Here is a 13,163-nt window from a genome sequence, read left to right as displayed (position 1 = left end):
GTGTACTGCTCACTTCACGGCCCCGGCGGTCAGACCGGCGACGAGGTAGCGCTGGAGCAGCAGGAATCCGGCGACCACGGGGATGCTCACGACGAGTGAGGCGGCCATGATCTGGTTCCAGTACACGTCGTTCTGGGTGGAGTAGTTCTGGAGGCCGACGGCGAGGGTGCGGGTGGCGTCGGTCGTCAGGACGGACGCGAAGAGCACTTCTCCCCAGGCGGTCATGAAGGCGTACACGGCGACCGCGACGATGCCGGGGATCGCCGCCGGGACGACGACGCGGAACAGCGCCTTGAGCGGTCCGCAGCCGTCCACCATCGCGGCCTCGTCGAGGTCTCTGGGGACCGATTCGAAGTACCCGATGAGCATCCAGATCGAGAAGGGCAGGGAGAACGTGAGGTACGTGAGGATCAGTCCGCCGCGTGAGCCGAACAGGGCGATCCCGGTGGACTGGCCGATGTTGACGTAGATGAGGAACAACGGCAGCAGGAAGAGGATGCCGGGGAACATCTGGGTCGACAGGACCGTCACCGTGAAGACGCGCTTGCCGCGGAACTGGTAGCGGCTGACCGCGTAGGCGGCGAAGACGGCGATCACGACGGAGCAGACCGTCGCGGCGCCGGCCACGATCAGCGAGTTCCAGAAGTACTTCGCCAGCGGGACGGTCTTCCAGATGTCGAAGTAGGGCTGGACGGTGAGCCCGCTGGGCATCCAGCGGAACTTGCCCGACACGTCCTCCAGCGGTTTGAGCGAGCTGGAGATCATGACGTAGACGGGCAGCAGGACGAAGCCCGTGAGCAGGGTCAGGAAGATCCGGCGGGACCAGATGAAGGAGCGCGGGGACGCCATCGGCGAGCGCGGAGCGCCGCGGGGGACGGTGGGGCTAGCCACGGGGGACCTTCCTCCCTCGTGAGGTGAGCACCAGGTAGATCCCCGTCACCAGGAGCAGGAACAGCAGCAGGAGTACGGACATGGCCGCGCCGGTGCCGAAGTTCCAGGTGGCGAAGGACGACTGGTAGATGTGCACGGAGATGAGATCGGCCGCCTCGGGGGCCGCCCGCCCGAACAGCACGAACGGTGTGTTGAAGTCGTTGAACGTCCACAGGAACAGGACGAGTACGAGCACCTGGTTGACCGGGCGCAGTGAGGGAATGGTGATGCGCCGGATCTGCTGCCAGATGCCCGCGCCGTCCATGGCGGCGGCCTCGTAGAGCTCCTTCGGGATGTTCTGGAGCCCGGCCATCACGATCAGGAAGGCGAACGGCCAGCCCTTCCACACCGAGACGGTCAGCAGCGCGAAGAAGCTGTTGTCTCCGATGAGCCAGAAGGGATGCCCGTCGGCAAGTCCGAGCTGGTCGTGGAGTACGTGGTTGACCAGGCCGTTGTCCCTTTGGAACATGAACGCCCAGGTGATCACGGCCGCGTAGACGGGCAGGGCGTACGGCACCAGGAACAGGGTCCGCAGGAAGCCGCGGCCGGTGAACGTCTCCTGCATGAAGACGGCCGCCGCCGTGCCGAGGAGCCAGCACAGGCCGACCGACATGAGCGTGAAGACGCAGGTGATCCAGAACGAGTGGAGCAGCGCCTTTCCGACGGGTTCGTTGAAGTCGACGGCCACGTCGAAGTTGCCGAGGCCGGTCCAGGGAGCCGCGCCCCAGTTCCGCAGATAGAACTGGGTCAGCTCCTTGAACGCCATGAAGAACCCGATGGCGATCGGCAGCAGGTGGACGAGGATCTCGAGCAGCAGCGCGGGGAGCAACAGCAGGTACGGAAGTCCCAGGCGGCGGATGCGCCCGGGGCGGCGCGGCTTGCGCGTCGCCCCGGGGGTGTCCTCACGCACCGCCGGATCCCCCTTCGGGGAGTTCACGATGGTGGTCATGGGCACATCGCTCACTGACTGGCCATCTGCTGCTGAGCCTTGGTCAGCTCGGCCTTGACGTCAGCCGTGGAGAGCTTCTTGCCGTTCGCCGCCTGGGCGAAGAGGTTCTTGACGGCGGTGCCGACCGAGGTCTCGAACTGGGACTCGTCCGACACCTGGGGCAGCGCGGTGGCGCTGGTCGCGAGGGTCTCGCGCAGCACCTTGAGCTCTGGCCGGTCGAAGGCCGGGTCGCTCTGGGCGGCCTTGACCGGCGGGATGGAGCCGTAGGTCTTGCAGAGCAGCTTCTGCTCGGCGTCGCTCGTCATGAACTTCACGAACTTCAGGGAGCCGTCGATGTTCTTGGTGTTCTTGAAGACGGCGAGGTTGATGCCCGCCACCATCGAGTTCGTGGCCTTGCCCGCGCCGGGCGCACCCGACTGGACCGGCACCGGAGCGACGCCCCACTCGTCGTCCTGCATGCCCTGCGACTTGAACGTGGTGGCCGCGGCCTGCCACAGCACCATGGCGGTCTTGCCCTTGGAGAAGTCGCTGAGGGACTGGTTCTTCGCGTATTCGGCGTTGCCGGGCGCGATGATCTTGTTCGTGGCCATCATGTCGACGTACTGCTTGACGGCCGCGACCGCGGCGTCGTTGGTGAAGTCGGCCTTGCCGTCCGCGGTGAAGAAGTCGCCACCGTGCTGCTTGGCGAGGACGAACACCTGGTGGATGTTGTTGGAGAGGTTGGAGCCCTCGGCGCCGAGTCCCCACTTGCCGCCCTTGGATATCTTCGCGCCGTCCGCGGTGAGTTCGTCCCAGGTCTTCGGCGGCTCGGTGATGCCGGCTTCCTTGAACATCGCCTTGTTGTAGTAGAGCGCGTAGGCCATCGAGTAGAGCGGTACAGCGGCCGGGTCCTTGCCCTGCGCGCCGGTCGAGCCGAGCGCCGACTCCACGAAGCGGTCCTTGCCGCCGACCTTGTCGAAGTTCTTCTGGTCCCACGGGAGGAGGGCGCCGGTCGCCTGGAGCGAGGACGACCAGGTGTTGCCGATGTTGAGGACGTCGGGGCCCTCACCCGAGGTGGTCGCCGTGAGGATGCGGGTGAGCAGGTCCGACCAGGGGACGACCTCCAGCTTGACCTTGATGCCGGTCTGCTTCTCGAACTTGTCGAGTTCGGGCTGGAGGATCTTCTTGTCGGCCTCGACGTTCGGCCCCTGGTTGGACGCCCAGTACGTCAGGGTCTTGGGCGACTCGTTCGATCCCTCACTGGATGAACCCCCGCCGCAGGCGGTCGCCGCGGCCAGCAGGGAGACGACGACCGCGCTACTGGCGAGTGCTCGAATTCTTTGCATGGCTCCAGGTGTCCCTTCCTCAGGAGCGTCCAAGCCGGGGCGCGGGTCTGCAGGCCGAAGCGCTCGGCGTTCAGTTCCTGAAGTCACCCACGACTTAATTTAGGCTGTGAGTTAAACCGCGCGGAAAGGTCGCGTCAAGGGTTTCTGCAGGGGTACCTTGCGTCTGTCGCAGGTCAGGAAGGAGCCCAGATGGATCGGCGGAGCAGACGCACGGTGAGTGACCTGCGCAGAGCCAACCGAGCAGTGATACTGCAACAGTTGTATTTCGACGGCCCGACGAGCCGCCAGGCACTCGGCCCTCTCACGGGCCTGAGTTCAGGATCCGTCAGCAACGTCGTGGCCGAACTCGCCGCCGACGGGCTTGTGGAGGAGGCCGGCAGCCTGGACTCCGACGGCGGCCGGCCGCGCATCCTGCTCCGCGTCAGCCCGCGCAGCGGCAACCTGATCGGCATCGATGTCGGCGAGACCCGCGTCCGCGTGGAGGTGTTCGACGTGACCCTCACCGAACTCGCCCGCGCCGACATCCCGTTGACGGGCGACGGGTACGACGTCGCCGTCATCGTGGAACACATCCGCAGCGGCATCGAGCGGGTACTCGCCGAGGCCGGCGTGCCGGCGGACGACCTTCTCGGGATCGGGATAGGCGTTCCCGGCGTCGTCGAGCGGGTCCCCGAGTCCGGGGCCGTGGTCCACTGCCAGACGATCGGCTGGGACGCGGTCCCCCTGGAGGCGCTGCTGCGAGCGTCCTCCCAACTCCCCTCCACAGTCCCGTACTTCATCGACAACGGCGCCAAGACGCTCGGGCAGGCGGAGATGTGGTTCGGTGCCGGACGCGGAGCGCGCAGCGCCGCGATCGTCCTCTTCGGCACCGGGGTCGGCGCCAGCCTCTTCGCGGAGGGCAAAGGGAGGGCGCTGGAGTGGGGCCACCTGACGGTCCAGGCCGGCGGGCGGACGTGCCGCTGCGGCGCGCCGGGCTGCCTGGAGGCGTACGCGGGGGCCGAGTCCGTACTGGAGCGGTGGCGCGAGGCCGGTGGACAGCCGCCCCGACACGTCGACGAGGAGACCCAGTTGACGGCGCTGCTCGCCGCCGCGTGCCCGACGGACGGGGCCGATCCCGACCCGGTGGCCTACGAGGTGATGGCCAAGACGGCCGAATACCTGGGCGCCGGGCTGTCCGACCTGATCAACCTCTTCCAGCCGGAGCGCATCCTGATCGGCGGCTGGGCCGGGCTCCAGTTCGGCTCCCGTTTCCTCGACGACGTCCGGAAGCACACCACGAAGTACGCCCTGTCCTACCCGGCCGGAAAGGCCACCATCGAACTGGGCAAGCTGGGCCCCGACGCGGTCACCGTCGGGGCGGCGACCCTTCCCCTGGAGGACTTCTTCGCCCGCGGGGGCCGCCGTGACACCCCGGCCCAGGAACCGACACCGCCCGCCTGGCGCACGGCACTTGAGGGCCGCGTGCTCGGGTGACCCGTGCCCGGTATCGTCACGTGGTGGCCGCCCGGTGCGCGAGGTCTTCCAGCAGCGCCACCGCCTCTTCCGCCTGCTCGTGCGGGACGAAGAGGTGGTCATGGTGGAACCCTGCCACGACGTTGCAGCTCAGGCCCGCGGTGGCGAGCTCCTGGGCGACGGCTGCGGTCAGGCCCACGGCGTCCAGCGCCGAGTGGACGCGCAGGGTGATCCACCCCGCCACGTAGTCGTGGGCGAGACCTGCCGCGTCGGCCTCCTCCAGCGGGACCACCAGCGTCAGGGCCTCCCGCTCGGCGACGGTCACCACGGGGGTGACGCCGGGCGGCATCGCACCGTCGACGGTGGTGAACACGTAGCACCCGGGGTTCAGCTCCGGCCGCATGCCGCTCAACAGTGCCCGCAGATCCCTCTCGCCACTCATGATCACCAGAGTAGGCGGCACGCACGATCGCGCACGCCACACGGCCACGGAGGGCGGCGGCGACCCGGCCGACCCGCCCACCGACCCGCCGTCCGACCCCGGCAACCTCGCCAAGGGCCGCCCGGTCGCGGAATCCGGGCACGCCGACGTCTACAAGGCGTCGAACGCCGTGGACGGCGACGCGGGCTCGTACTGGGAGAGCACGAACAGCGCCTTCCCGCAGACGATCACCGTCGATCTGGGCTCCGCCAAGGCGGTCAAGCGCCTCGTCCTGAAGCTGCCACCCTCGGCGGCGTGGGCGACCCGCACACAGATGCTGAGCGTGTCGGGCAGCACCGACAACTCCGCGTTCACCACACTCAAGGCGTCCGCCGGCAACACCTTCGACCCGAACAGCAACAACACGGCGGACGTCACTCTGACCGGAACACCGACCCGCTACCTACGGCTCACTTTCACCGCCAACACCGGGTGGCCCGCCGCGCAGCTCTCCGAACTGGAGGCGTATACGGGTCAATGACGCAGGACGCCAAGGGCCGGCCCCACCGAGGCGAGGTCAGGCTGCCGGTGGGGTCGGTAGGGGCCGGTTGGGCGCCATGGCCCAGCGCACCAACGAAGTGACGCCGCGGCCGAGCGGACGGACGGCCACGGTGTCGACCAACGGCAGCCGCGGCAGGCGCAGTTCCGCCGCCGCCCAACTGGGCAGCAGGGAAATGGCGTTCGCGGCGAGAACCCCGTACGGGAGCCGGGCGACCAGCGGCACCGGCGGGTTGAGGAGAAGGAAGCGAGCCGCGCCGCGCGCCTCCGGTGTCGCACGCAACTCACGCCGGTACGCCGTGAACCGCTCGGCGAGCTCCTCCCGGTTCGCGGGCGGGTCCAGGACACCGAGCGCGGCGGCCACGCGCGCCGCGTCGGCGACGTATCCGTCGTACTCGTCGTCGGTCAGCGCGTGGGCGCCGTACCGCTGATGAGCGCGCAGGAAGCTGTCGACCTCCGCAATGTGGACCCAGCCGAGCAGATGCGGGTCCCCCGCGTGATAGGCCTCGCCGTCAGCGGTCACCCCGCGCACCCGCGCGTGGACAGCCCGCACCCGGTCGCAGGCCTCTTGGGCACCTTCGGCGGGGCCGTACGTCGTCATCGCCAGGAAGGTGCTCGTGCGCTGGAGCCTGCCCCAGGGGTCGCCGCGGAAGCCGGAGTGGGCGGACACCGCGGCCATGGCGAGGGGGTGGAGCGACTGGAGCAACAGGGCCGAGATCCCGCCGATGAACATGGACGCGTCCCCGTGCACCGTGCGGATGGGGCGGTCCGGGCCGAACCAGCGCGGTCCGGGGGTCTCGTGGATACGGACGCGGTTCTTCGGCCCCTCGGGGCCCGCGACACGGGCGAAGAGGTTCTTTCCCAGCCGCTCCTGCACTCCGCGGCCGTCCGGTCCGGTCAGTCTCATGGTGACGTGACGTCCCTTCGGATGCGCGTATCCAGCCTACTTTGTCCGGTCGTGGCAGGTCGCGTGTGTCCGTCCCGGCCACCCGGGGAGGCTTCGCGGCGGTGGTGCGGCAAGGATGAGGTCATGATGCAGCATTCCGGCGGCCAGGAGGAACGGCCTTGAGCGCAACGATCCGCACCGTGTCCTATCCCACCGGCAGGGAGCACAAGCCTCTCGACATCCACAACTCCCCCCAGGCCGATGGCCCTTGTGTCCTTCTGTGGCACGGCATCGGGACCGACGAGCGCGATGTGATGGTCCCGCTGGCCCAGGACATCGCCGAACTGGGCCTCACCGTCCTCGTCCCCGACTGGCGTTCGGACACCCCCGACGAGGGCCGCGCGCATCTCACCGATTCGCTGCGGTTCGCCCGCGACTTCGCCGGCGACTCCCGGCAGCTGGTCGTCGCCGGCTGGTCGGCGGGGGCGGGCGCCGCTCTGGGAGTGGCCCTGGACCCGGAACTGCTCGATGGCCGGCCACCCGCCGCGGTCGTCGGCATCGCGGGCGGCTACCGGCGCCCGGCGCGCACCACGGGAGCCGTGCCCCTTCAGGCGCTCGGCCGCGCGACGGCACGTGTGCCCGTACGCCTCGTGCACGGCACGGATGACGCCTCCGTCCCCGTCGAGTCCTCGCGGGAACTGCACGAAGCGCTGCGCGCGCAGGGCTGGGACAGCGCACTCAGCGAACAGGCCACCGATCACGCCGGGGTGCTCGGCTGCGTGTACGATCCGGCGGCGGACCGCTGCGTTGCCGGTGCCTCCGTTCACGCCTTCGGCCTGGCGACGGCCCAGGTGGTGGCGGCCGTCGCCCGGTCGGTATAGCCGGGGGATCCGGCGGCGGAGGCCGTCAGGCACCACTCCCCTATAAGGACACCGTCACCGGTTATAAGGACACCGTCACTGGTCGCGGCGCAGCAGGTCCTCGTACGTCTCGCGGCGAACCACCGCGCGGGCCTCGCCGTCGTGGCAGAAGACGACCGGGGGGCGGCGGGCGCCGTTGTAGTTGTTGGAGATCGAGTAGCAGTACGCGCCGGTGACCGGTACCGCGATCAGGTCGCCGACGGCCGGCGCCCGCAGCGGTACGTCACGGATGAGGGTGTCGCCCGACTCGCAGTGGCGGCCGACCAGGTCGCAGGGCTCGCCGCCGCCGACGCGGGAGGTGACGGTCGCCTCGAAGCGCTGGCCGTACAGCATCGGTTCGAGGTTGTCGCCCATGCCCCCGTCGACGGCGACGAGGGCGCGGGGACGGCCCCGCTTGACGGTGACCGCGCGGTAGAGGGTGAGCGCCGACTCGGCGACCAGGGACCGCCCGGGCTCGATGATCAGCCGGGCGTTCGCGGGGAGGTGGGCGCGGGCGGCGTCGGTCAGCGTCCGTACGTACTCGTCGACCGTCGGCGCCTGGTCCGCGTACGTGTAGCGGACGCCCAGGCCGCCGCCCAGGTCGTACACGGCGTGCTCGCCCAGCTCGCCGAGGGAGGCGATGGCCTCGACGGCGCGGGCGAACGGGGCGGTGTCGAGGAGCTGCGAGCCGACGTGGACGTGCACGCCGTCGAGGCGGAGCCGGTCACTGGCGCGCAGCCGGGCCGCGGCGCGCACGGCGTCGGGCACGGAGAGGCCGAACTTGGAACCGGCGTGGCCGGTGGCCATCGCCTCGTGGGTGTCGGCCTCGACGTCCGGGATGACACGGATCAGGACGCGCTGCTCGTCCGTGACGATCTTCTCCAGGCGGTCGATGTCGTCGAAGTTGTCGATGACGATCGTGCCGGCTCCGGCGCCGACCGCCATGGCGAGTTCCTCGTCGGTCTTGGCGTTGCCGTGGACGACGAGCCGGGCCGGGTCGGCGCCCGCGGCGAGTGCGGCCACGAGTTCCCCGCCGCCGGCGACATCCACGCCGAGCCCCTCCTCGACCATCACCCGGACGACGGCGGTGCACGGGAAGGACTTCGAAGCGAAGACGACTTGTCCGTTCGGCCAATGGCGGCTCAAGGCGTCTACGTACTCGCGCGCCCGGGCTCTGAGAGCACCCTCGTCGACGATGACAGCCGGGGTGCCGAAACGCTCGGCGAGGTCGTCGAGGCGGCATCCACCGACGACGATCTCGCCGTCCGGGGCGAGATATGTCCCCTTCGGGAAGAGTCCGACGATATCTGAGGTGGCGGTCGTGGCGCTCATGGGCGATGGCTCCTGTCCCTGGTCGATGGGCCTATCCTGACGGCTTCCCCCGTCGCCTTCACCGGCGTCCCGCCCCAGGAATCGAGGCCGCCATTGTCTGATCGGACAATCCCCGACGGACGGGCGGCGGGTTCCTTGCGCTTCCTGGTCGGCCCCACCGGCCCCCTCCGCGTACTCGCGGCACCCAGTGGCCTCGACGTCCCCGTGCGCGGCACGGTCATCCACGACCCGGGCGACCCGCTGCCCGCGGCCCCGTCGGCACTGCTGCTGCTCGTCGGCGCGGACGTGGCCGATCCGCGTACAGGCACCGTGCTGCGCCGCGCGGCGGCGGAGGGATACGCGGGGGTGGTCGTCAAGTGCCGTGGCCAGGAGGCGGATCGGCTGACCGCCGAGGCCGAGCGGTGCTCCCTGGCGGTGCTTGCCGCCGGCGACGCTGTGCCGTGGCGGTACGTGGATGCGGAGATCGGCTGCGCGCTCGCGGCGTACGGAGTGGGTGACCTGTCCCCGTCGGCCCCCGCCGGAAGCGAGGAGCTGTTCTCGCTGGCCGACGCGGTGGCCGCCGTCGTGGGCGGTTCGGTGGCGGTGGAGGACCTCGACCAGCATGTCGTCGCCTACTCGAACGTCCCCGGTCAGCGCATCGACAGTCTGCGCGAGCGCGGCATCCTGGAGCGGCGGGTTCCTGACGACCCGGGACAGCGGCAGCAGTACCGCGATGTGCTGGCGGCCGACGGCGTGGTCCGGTTCCCCCGGGCGCGCGACGAACTGGCGCGTGCGGCGGTCGCGGTGCGGGCGGGGACGCTGCCGCTGGGGACGCTGTGGGCGATCGAGCCGGAGGGCGGCCTGCCGGAGCAGGCCGAGTCGGCGCTGCGGGACGCGGCGCGGCTGGCGGCCCCGCATCTGCTGCGCGCGCTGAACGCGACCGAGGCCGAGCAGCGCATGCGCCGGGACACGCTGCGCGCGCTCCTGGAGGGGTACGGGCTGCCGGCCGACGAGGCAGCGGCGCGGCTCGGGCTCGGCCAGGGGGAGAAGGTGTGCCTGGCCGCGTTCGCCCCGGACGAGGGCAGCGCCCTCATCGCCCACCTGGAGTCGTCCCTGGTCCGGTACTGCGCGGCGCATCTCCCGTCGGCGACGGTGACGGCGTCGGCACGTGCGGTGTACGTGCTGCTGACCTCGCTCTCGCCCGCCGCCGCGCGGAGGTTCGCGGACGGTGCGCTGGGAACCGTACGGGCTGCCCTCGGTACGCCGGTGCGGGCCGTGGTGACGCGGGCGTACCCGGATCTCCTGCGGGCCGGTGCGCTGCGGCGCGAGGCGGACGACATCCTCCGGGCCACCGACGGCGGCGGGGCCGGCGCGCCCACGGCCACCGCGGAGGACGTACGCCATGTCGTCCTGCTGAACCGGCTTGCCGACGAGCTGCGTCGGGAGCCGTGGCTGCGGCTGCCCGGGGTCGCCGCGCTGCTGGCGCACGACGCGGAGCAGGGCACCGACTACGCCGCGACGGTCACGGCCTGGCTGGACGCGACCGGCGACGTCGCGAGCGCCGCAGCCGGTCTGCGGGTGCATCCCAACACCCTGCGCTACCGGCTGCGGCGCGTGCGCGAACTGTTCGGCCTTGACCTCGACGACCGCGAGGTTCGGCTTGCCGCTTGGCTCGAACTCAGGCTTGCGCAGCGGTAGTTGAGACGTCGGCCTCCGCGCGCTCGTGTGCGACTGCCCGCTCACGCAGGGCGGAGTGGCGACGGCCGAACACCAGGTAGAGCATCGCCGCGAGCACCAGCCACCCGCCGAAGAGCGCCCACGTGATGCCCGGCAGCAGCCACGCGAGGTAGAGGCAGGACGCCGCGGACACGATCGGCACGACTGGATACAGGGGCACCTTGTACGGCCGCGGCGCGTCGGGGGCGATGCGGCGCAGGACGACCACGGCCGCCGCCACGGCCACGAACGCGACGAGGGTTCCCATGCTGGTCAGGTCGGCCAGGTACTGGAGCGGCACGAACGCGGCCAGCGCTCCGACGCCGGCGCCCACGATCCATGTGTTGCCGACCGGCGTGTGCCGCTTGCGGTCGACACGGCGGAAGATCTCGGGGACGAGCCCGTCGCGGGCCATCGAGAAGAGGATGCGGGTCTGCCCGTACAGGGTCACCAGCACCACGCTGAAGATCGACACCACGGCACCGGCCGACAGCAGCACGACGGGCCAGCCCGCGCCCGTGACGTCGCGCAGGATCTCGGCGAGGACCGCCTCGCCGGCGTCGGCCTGCGCACCGAACCGGCCGGTGGGCTGCGCGCCGACCGCCGCGAGGGACACCAGGATGTACAGCACCGTGACCGCGCCGAGCGTCAGGAGCAGCGCGAGCGGGATGGTGCGCCGCGGATTGCGGACCTCCTCGCTCGCCGTGGCGACGGTGTCGAAGCCGACGTAGGAGAAGAAGACGGCGGAGGCGGCAACCCCGATGCCGGACGCTCCGTGCGGCGCGAAGTCGGCGAAGTGACCGGCCCGGAACGCGGTGAACGCCACGGCGACGAACAGTACGAGGACGCTCAGCTTGACGCACACCATCACGGCGTTGAGGCGTGCGGACTCGCGTGTGCCGCGCGCCAGCAGCAGGGAACAGAGCAACACCACGACGAGCGCGGGGATGTTCACCACTCCCCCGGCCCCGGGCGGCTGGCTGATCGCGTCGGGCAGCGTGAACCCGAAGAGCGCATCGGTGAGTTCGTTGAGGTACTGCCCCCAGCTCACGGCCACGGTGGACACCGCGACGCCGTACTCGAGGATCAGACACCAGGCGACCAGATACGCCGCCCCCTCACCGAGGGAGGCGTAGGTGTACGAGTACGTACTGCCCGCTACCGGGATCGCGCCGGCCAGTTCGACGTAACAGAGCGCCGCGAGTCCCGCGACCACCGCCGCGACGACGAAGGAGAGCACCACGCCCGGTCCCGCCTTGGGGACCGCGGTGCCGAGCACGAAGAAGATGCCGGTGCCCACGACGGAGCTGATCCCCAGCAGGGTCAGCTGCGTCAGCCCCATACTGCGCCGCAGACCGCCCGGCCCCGAGGCCTCGCCCTCCGCCTCGCCGATCATGCTCTCCAGCGGCTTACGGCGGCACAGTTGACGGGCCGTCACGCGCATGCGTCCTCCTGGATGTCCCACGCCCCGCGGTGGATCGCGAGGGGCTGCGGGGGATGTTGCGGCACCCGGACCACACACTCAACGTCGGATCCGTACAAGAGCGGCAGGACGCTTTGGCCAATGCGACAGGTGCGCGAACCATGCCTCGCATCGCCGGAGGTGCAGGTGGCGGCGTAGGTGAATGCGCAGGTGAAAGCGCAGGTGAAAGCACCTTCTCCGATAGGCGGTTGATGTCCGCCTTTGTGCTGTGATTACGGCGTTCGGGTGCTGTGGGGGACAGGACGCAACCAACCGGTGGCCCGGCAGCCTCCTGACCGACACAGACCGACACTGTCCGACCGTCGTGAGGAAGTGCCATGAACTCTCCTGCCACCGTCCTGCCGACCCCCGACCTGGACGCGGGCGCCGACTTCCTGCTCCCGCTGCCCGACCCGGCTCAGCGCCTGGACCTGGCTCCGCCGGCCCACACGTGCCTGACCTCCCGTGACCGGCACCGCCTCAGCCTGAACGCCACGCTCACCACCGCCGGGATCCCGCCCCACCCCGACGACATGGAGGCCATCGACGCGCTCAGCGCCCTCGACGGCACCGTCGCGCTCGCCGTCCAGAGGTGGCTCATGTCCCGCCCCGCCGCCCTGCTCGGGTGACGTGAGGCACCGGCCCTGCCCCCGCCGCGAACGCCTCACGGCGGCTGGTCCATCCGCACGCCGAGCCGGATGCCGGCGCCTGGTCGCGAGCGTATGGGAGTTCAACGCCGCGGCACGGCCGTTCTGCGAGGCCATCGGGCTGCGGCCGATGCAAGTCCGGGGCTACGCGGGCGGCCGGCCCCTCTCGGAGAAGACGCGCCGCCGGCAACTGAGCTTTGTCACCGGCTCGTCCGGGCCCGCGGGCCCGGGCACCAACGCGGCCGGGCTCGCGATCTGCGACCTGCTCTGGCGCTGAACGCTCACGTACCTCTGCACGCTCACGTGCCTCTGCATGCTCAAGTGCCTCTGCGGGGCACGTCGCAACGCCCCCGCGCCGGGTGAGCGGGGGCGTTGCGACGTCGACGTGTCAACGCCCCGGGCTCGACTCGGCCACGCGGGCGGCGATGGCGTTCACCTCGTTCTGGGGCAGCCCCGCCTCGCACACGATGGTCACCACGCGACCGTCGTCCAGCGTGGCCCGCCGCACCCCGACGCCCAACGGCACGGACGGTTCCCGCCGCGTCTCCACTTCAAGTTCCTGCTCGGGCATGCGTGCTCCAACCCTCGACGAGAGGCCACGGTAAGC

Annotated in this window: 13 protein-coding genes and 1 pseudogene; 6 read left to right on the top strand and 8 right to left on the bottom strand. The window is 70.6% G+C overall.

The annotated features are described in order from the left end of the window. Window positions 1-9 precede the first annotated feature (9 nt). From OHA58_RS35830 to OHA58_RS35820, 3 genes are read right to left on the bottom strand one after another with little or no spacing between them, the layout of a single operon-like run. Window positions 10-849 carry a carbohydrate ABC transporter permease gene (locus OHA58_RS35830; RefSeq protein WP_405485349.1) on the bottom strand — a complete coding sequence of 280 codons (840 nt, stop codon included), beginning with the start codon at window positions 847-849 and terminating at the stop codon, window positions 10-12. Window positions 850-883: 34 nt separating this feature from the next. After that, window positions 884-1,879 (bottom strand): carbohydrate ABC transporter permease, encoded by a 996-nt coding sequence (locus tag OHA58_RS35825; protein WP_405483859.1) that lies wholly within the window; start codon window positions 1,877-1,879, stop codon window positions 884-886. 11 nt (window positions 1,880-1,890) lie between these two features. After that, a complete protein-coding gene (locus OHA58_RS35820) occupies window positions 1,891-3,204 on the bottom strand; it encodes an ABC transporter substrate-binding protein (protein ID WP_405483858.1) in 1,314 nt (437 codons plus the stop codon). A 189-nt stretch (window positions 3,205-3,393) separates the two neighbouring features. On the opposite strand from OHA58_RS35820, the gene OHA58_RS35815 reads away from it, so the two are divergent. After that, the gene (locus tag OHA58_RS35815; protein WP_405483857.1) at window positions 3,394-4,677 is read left to right on the top strand and encodes an ROK family protein; all 1,284 of its coding nucleotides are present in this window, start codon (window positions 3,394-3,396) and stop codon (window positions 4,675-4,677) included. 16 nt (window positions 4,678-4,693) lie between these two features. Here OHA58_RS35815 and OHA58_RS35810 read toward each other — a convergent pair whose 3' ends face one another. After that, window positions 4,694-5,098 carry an ACT domain-containing protein gene (locus OHA58_RS35810; RefSeq protein WP_405483856.1) on the bottom strand — a complete coding sequence of 135 codons (405 nt, stop codon included), beginning with the start codon at window positions 5,096-5,098 and terminating at the stop codon, window positions 4,694-4,696. 61 nt (window positions 5,099-5,159) lie between these two features. Between OHA58_RS35810 and OHA58_RS35805 the strand changes: the two are divergent. Then, window positions 5,160-5,618: pseudogene (locus tag OHA58_RS35805) on the top strand (discoidin domain-containing protein); the annotation flags it as partial. 36 nt (window positions 5,619-5,654) lie between these two features. On the opposite strand, the gene OHA58_RS35800 reads toward OHA58_RS35805, so the two are convergent. Beyond that, window positions 5,655-6,542 carry an oxygenase MpaB family protein gene (locus tag OHA58_RS35800; RefSeq protein ID WP_405483855.1) on the bottom strand — a complete coding sequence of 296 codons (888 nt, stop codon included), beginning with the start codon at window positions 6,540-6,542 and terminating at the stop codon, window positions 5,655-5,657. Window positions 6,543-6,700: 158 nt separating this feature from the next. On the opposite strand from OHA58_RS35800, the gene OHA58_RS35795 reads away from it, so the two are divergent. Then, entirely contained in the window at window positions 6,701-7,402 is a 702-nt protein-coding gene (locus OHA58_RS35795; protein ID WP_405483854.1) for an alpha/beta hydrolase, read from the top strand. 75 nt (window positions 7,403-7,477) lie between these two features. On the opposite strand, the gene lysA is transcribed toward OHA58_RS35795, so the two are convergent. Further along, complete coding sequence (lysA, locus tag OHA58_RS35790; protein ID WP_405483853.1) at window positions 7,478-8,752, bottom strand: diaminopimelate decarboxylase; 1,275 nt, start codon at window positions 8,750-8,752, stop codon at window positions 7,478-7,480. Window positions 8,753-8,845: 93 nt separating this feature from the next. On the opposite strand from lysA, the gene OHA58_RS35785 reads away from it, so the two are divergent. Continuing rightward, a complete protein-coding gene (locus tag OHA58_RS35785; RefSeq protein ID WP_405483852.1) occupies window positions 8,846-10,429 on the top strand; it encodes a PucR family transcriptional regulator in 1,584 nt (527 codons plus the stop codon). On the opposite strand, the gene OHA58_RS35780 is transcribed toward OHA58_RS35785, so the two are convergent. After that, on the bottom strand, window positions 10,410-11,891 hold the full coding sequence (locus OHA58_RS35780) for an APC family permease (RefSeq protein WP_405483851.1): 1,482 nt from the start codon (window positions 11,889-11,891) through the stop codon (window positions 10,410-10,412). The genes OHA58_RS35785 and OHA58_RS35780 overlap by 20 nt on opposite strands. Window positions 11,892-12,247: 356 nt before the next feature. Between OHA58_RS35780 and OHA58_RS35775 the strand changes: the two genes are divergently transcribed. Together OHA58_RS35775 and OHA58_RS35770 are read left to right on the top strand one after the other, a co-directional pair. Further along, window positions 12,248-12,538, top strand: coding sequence for a hypothetical protein (locus OHA58_RS35775; protein WP_405483850.1), 291 nt, complete (start codon window positions 12,248-12,250; stop codon window positions 12,536-12,538). Window positions 12,539-12,686: 148 nt separating this feature from the next. Continuing rightward, window positions 12,687-12,833: a hypothetical protein gene (locus tag OHA58_RS35770; protein WP_405483849.1), complete on the top strand. Its 147-nt coding sequence runs from the start codon at window positions 12,687-12,689 to the stop codon at window positions 12,831-12,833. A 111-nt stretch (window positions 12,834-12,944) separates the two neighbouring features. Here OHA58_RS35770 and OHA58_RS35765 read toward each other — a convergent pair whose 3' ends face one another. Then, window positions 12,945-13,127, bottom strand: a complete 183-nt coding sequence (locus tag OHA58_RS35765) for a hypothetical protein (protein ID WP_405483848.1) — start codon at window positions 13,125-13,127, stop codon at window positions 12,945-12,947. Window positions 13,128-13,163: the final 36 nt, after the last annotated feature.

It is taken from the genome of Streptomyces sp. NBC_00009 (assembly GCF_045040855.1).
Taxonomy (GTDB): domain Bacteria; phylum Actinomycetota; class Actinomycetes; order Streptomycetales; family Streptomycetaceae; genus Streptomyces; species Streptomyces aureus.
This window is presented reverse-complemented; position numbering and strand designations above follow the sequence as displayed.

Coding starts and splice junctions, on each gene's coding strand:
- OHA58_RS35830 (WP_405485349.1), bottom strand. CDS start 849: ATGGCGTCCCCGCGCTCCTTCATCTGGTCCCGCCGGATCTTCCTGACC.
- OHA58_RS35825 (WP_405483859.1), bottom strand. CDS start 1,879: ATGACCACCATCGTGAACTCCCCGAAGGGGGATCCGGCGGTGCGTGAG.
- OHA58_RS35820 (WP_405483858.1), bottom strand. CDS start 3,204: ATGCAAAGAATTCGAGCACTCGCCAGTAGCGCGGTCGTCGTCTCCCTG.
- OHA58_RS35815 (WP_405483857.1), top strand. CDS start 3,394: ATGGATCGGCGGAGCAGACGCACGGTGAGTGACCTGCGCAGAGCCAAC.
- OHA58_RS35810 (WP_405483856.1), bottom strand. CDS start 5,098: ATGAGTGGCGAGAGGGATCTGCGGGCACTGTTGAGCGGCATGCGGCCG.
- OHA58_RS35800 (WP_405483855.1), bottom strand. CDS start 6,542: ATGAGACTGACCGGACCGGACGGCCGCGGAGTGCAGGAGCGGCTGGGA.
- lysA (WP_405483853.1), bottom strand. CDS start 8,752: ATGAGCGCCACGACCGCCACCTCAGATATCGTCGGACTCTTCCCGAAG.
- OHA58_RS35780 (WP_405483851.1), bottom strand. CDS start 11,891: ATGCGCGTGACGGCCCGTCAACTGTGCCGCCGTAAGCCGCTGGAGAGC.
- OHA58_RS35775 (WP_405483850.1), top strand. CDS start 12,248: ATGAACTCTCCTGCCACCGTCCTGCCGACCCCCGACCTGGACGCGGGC.
- OHA58_RS35770 (WP_405483849.1), top strand. CDS start 12,687: ATGCAAGTCCGGGGCTACGCGGGCGGCCGGCCCCTCTCGGAGAAGACG.
- OHA58_RS35765 (WP_405483848.1), bottom strand. CDS start 13,127: ATGCCCGAGCAGGAACTTGAAGTGGAGACGCGGCGGGAACCGTCCGTG.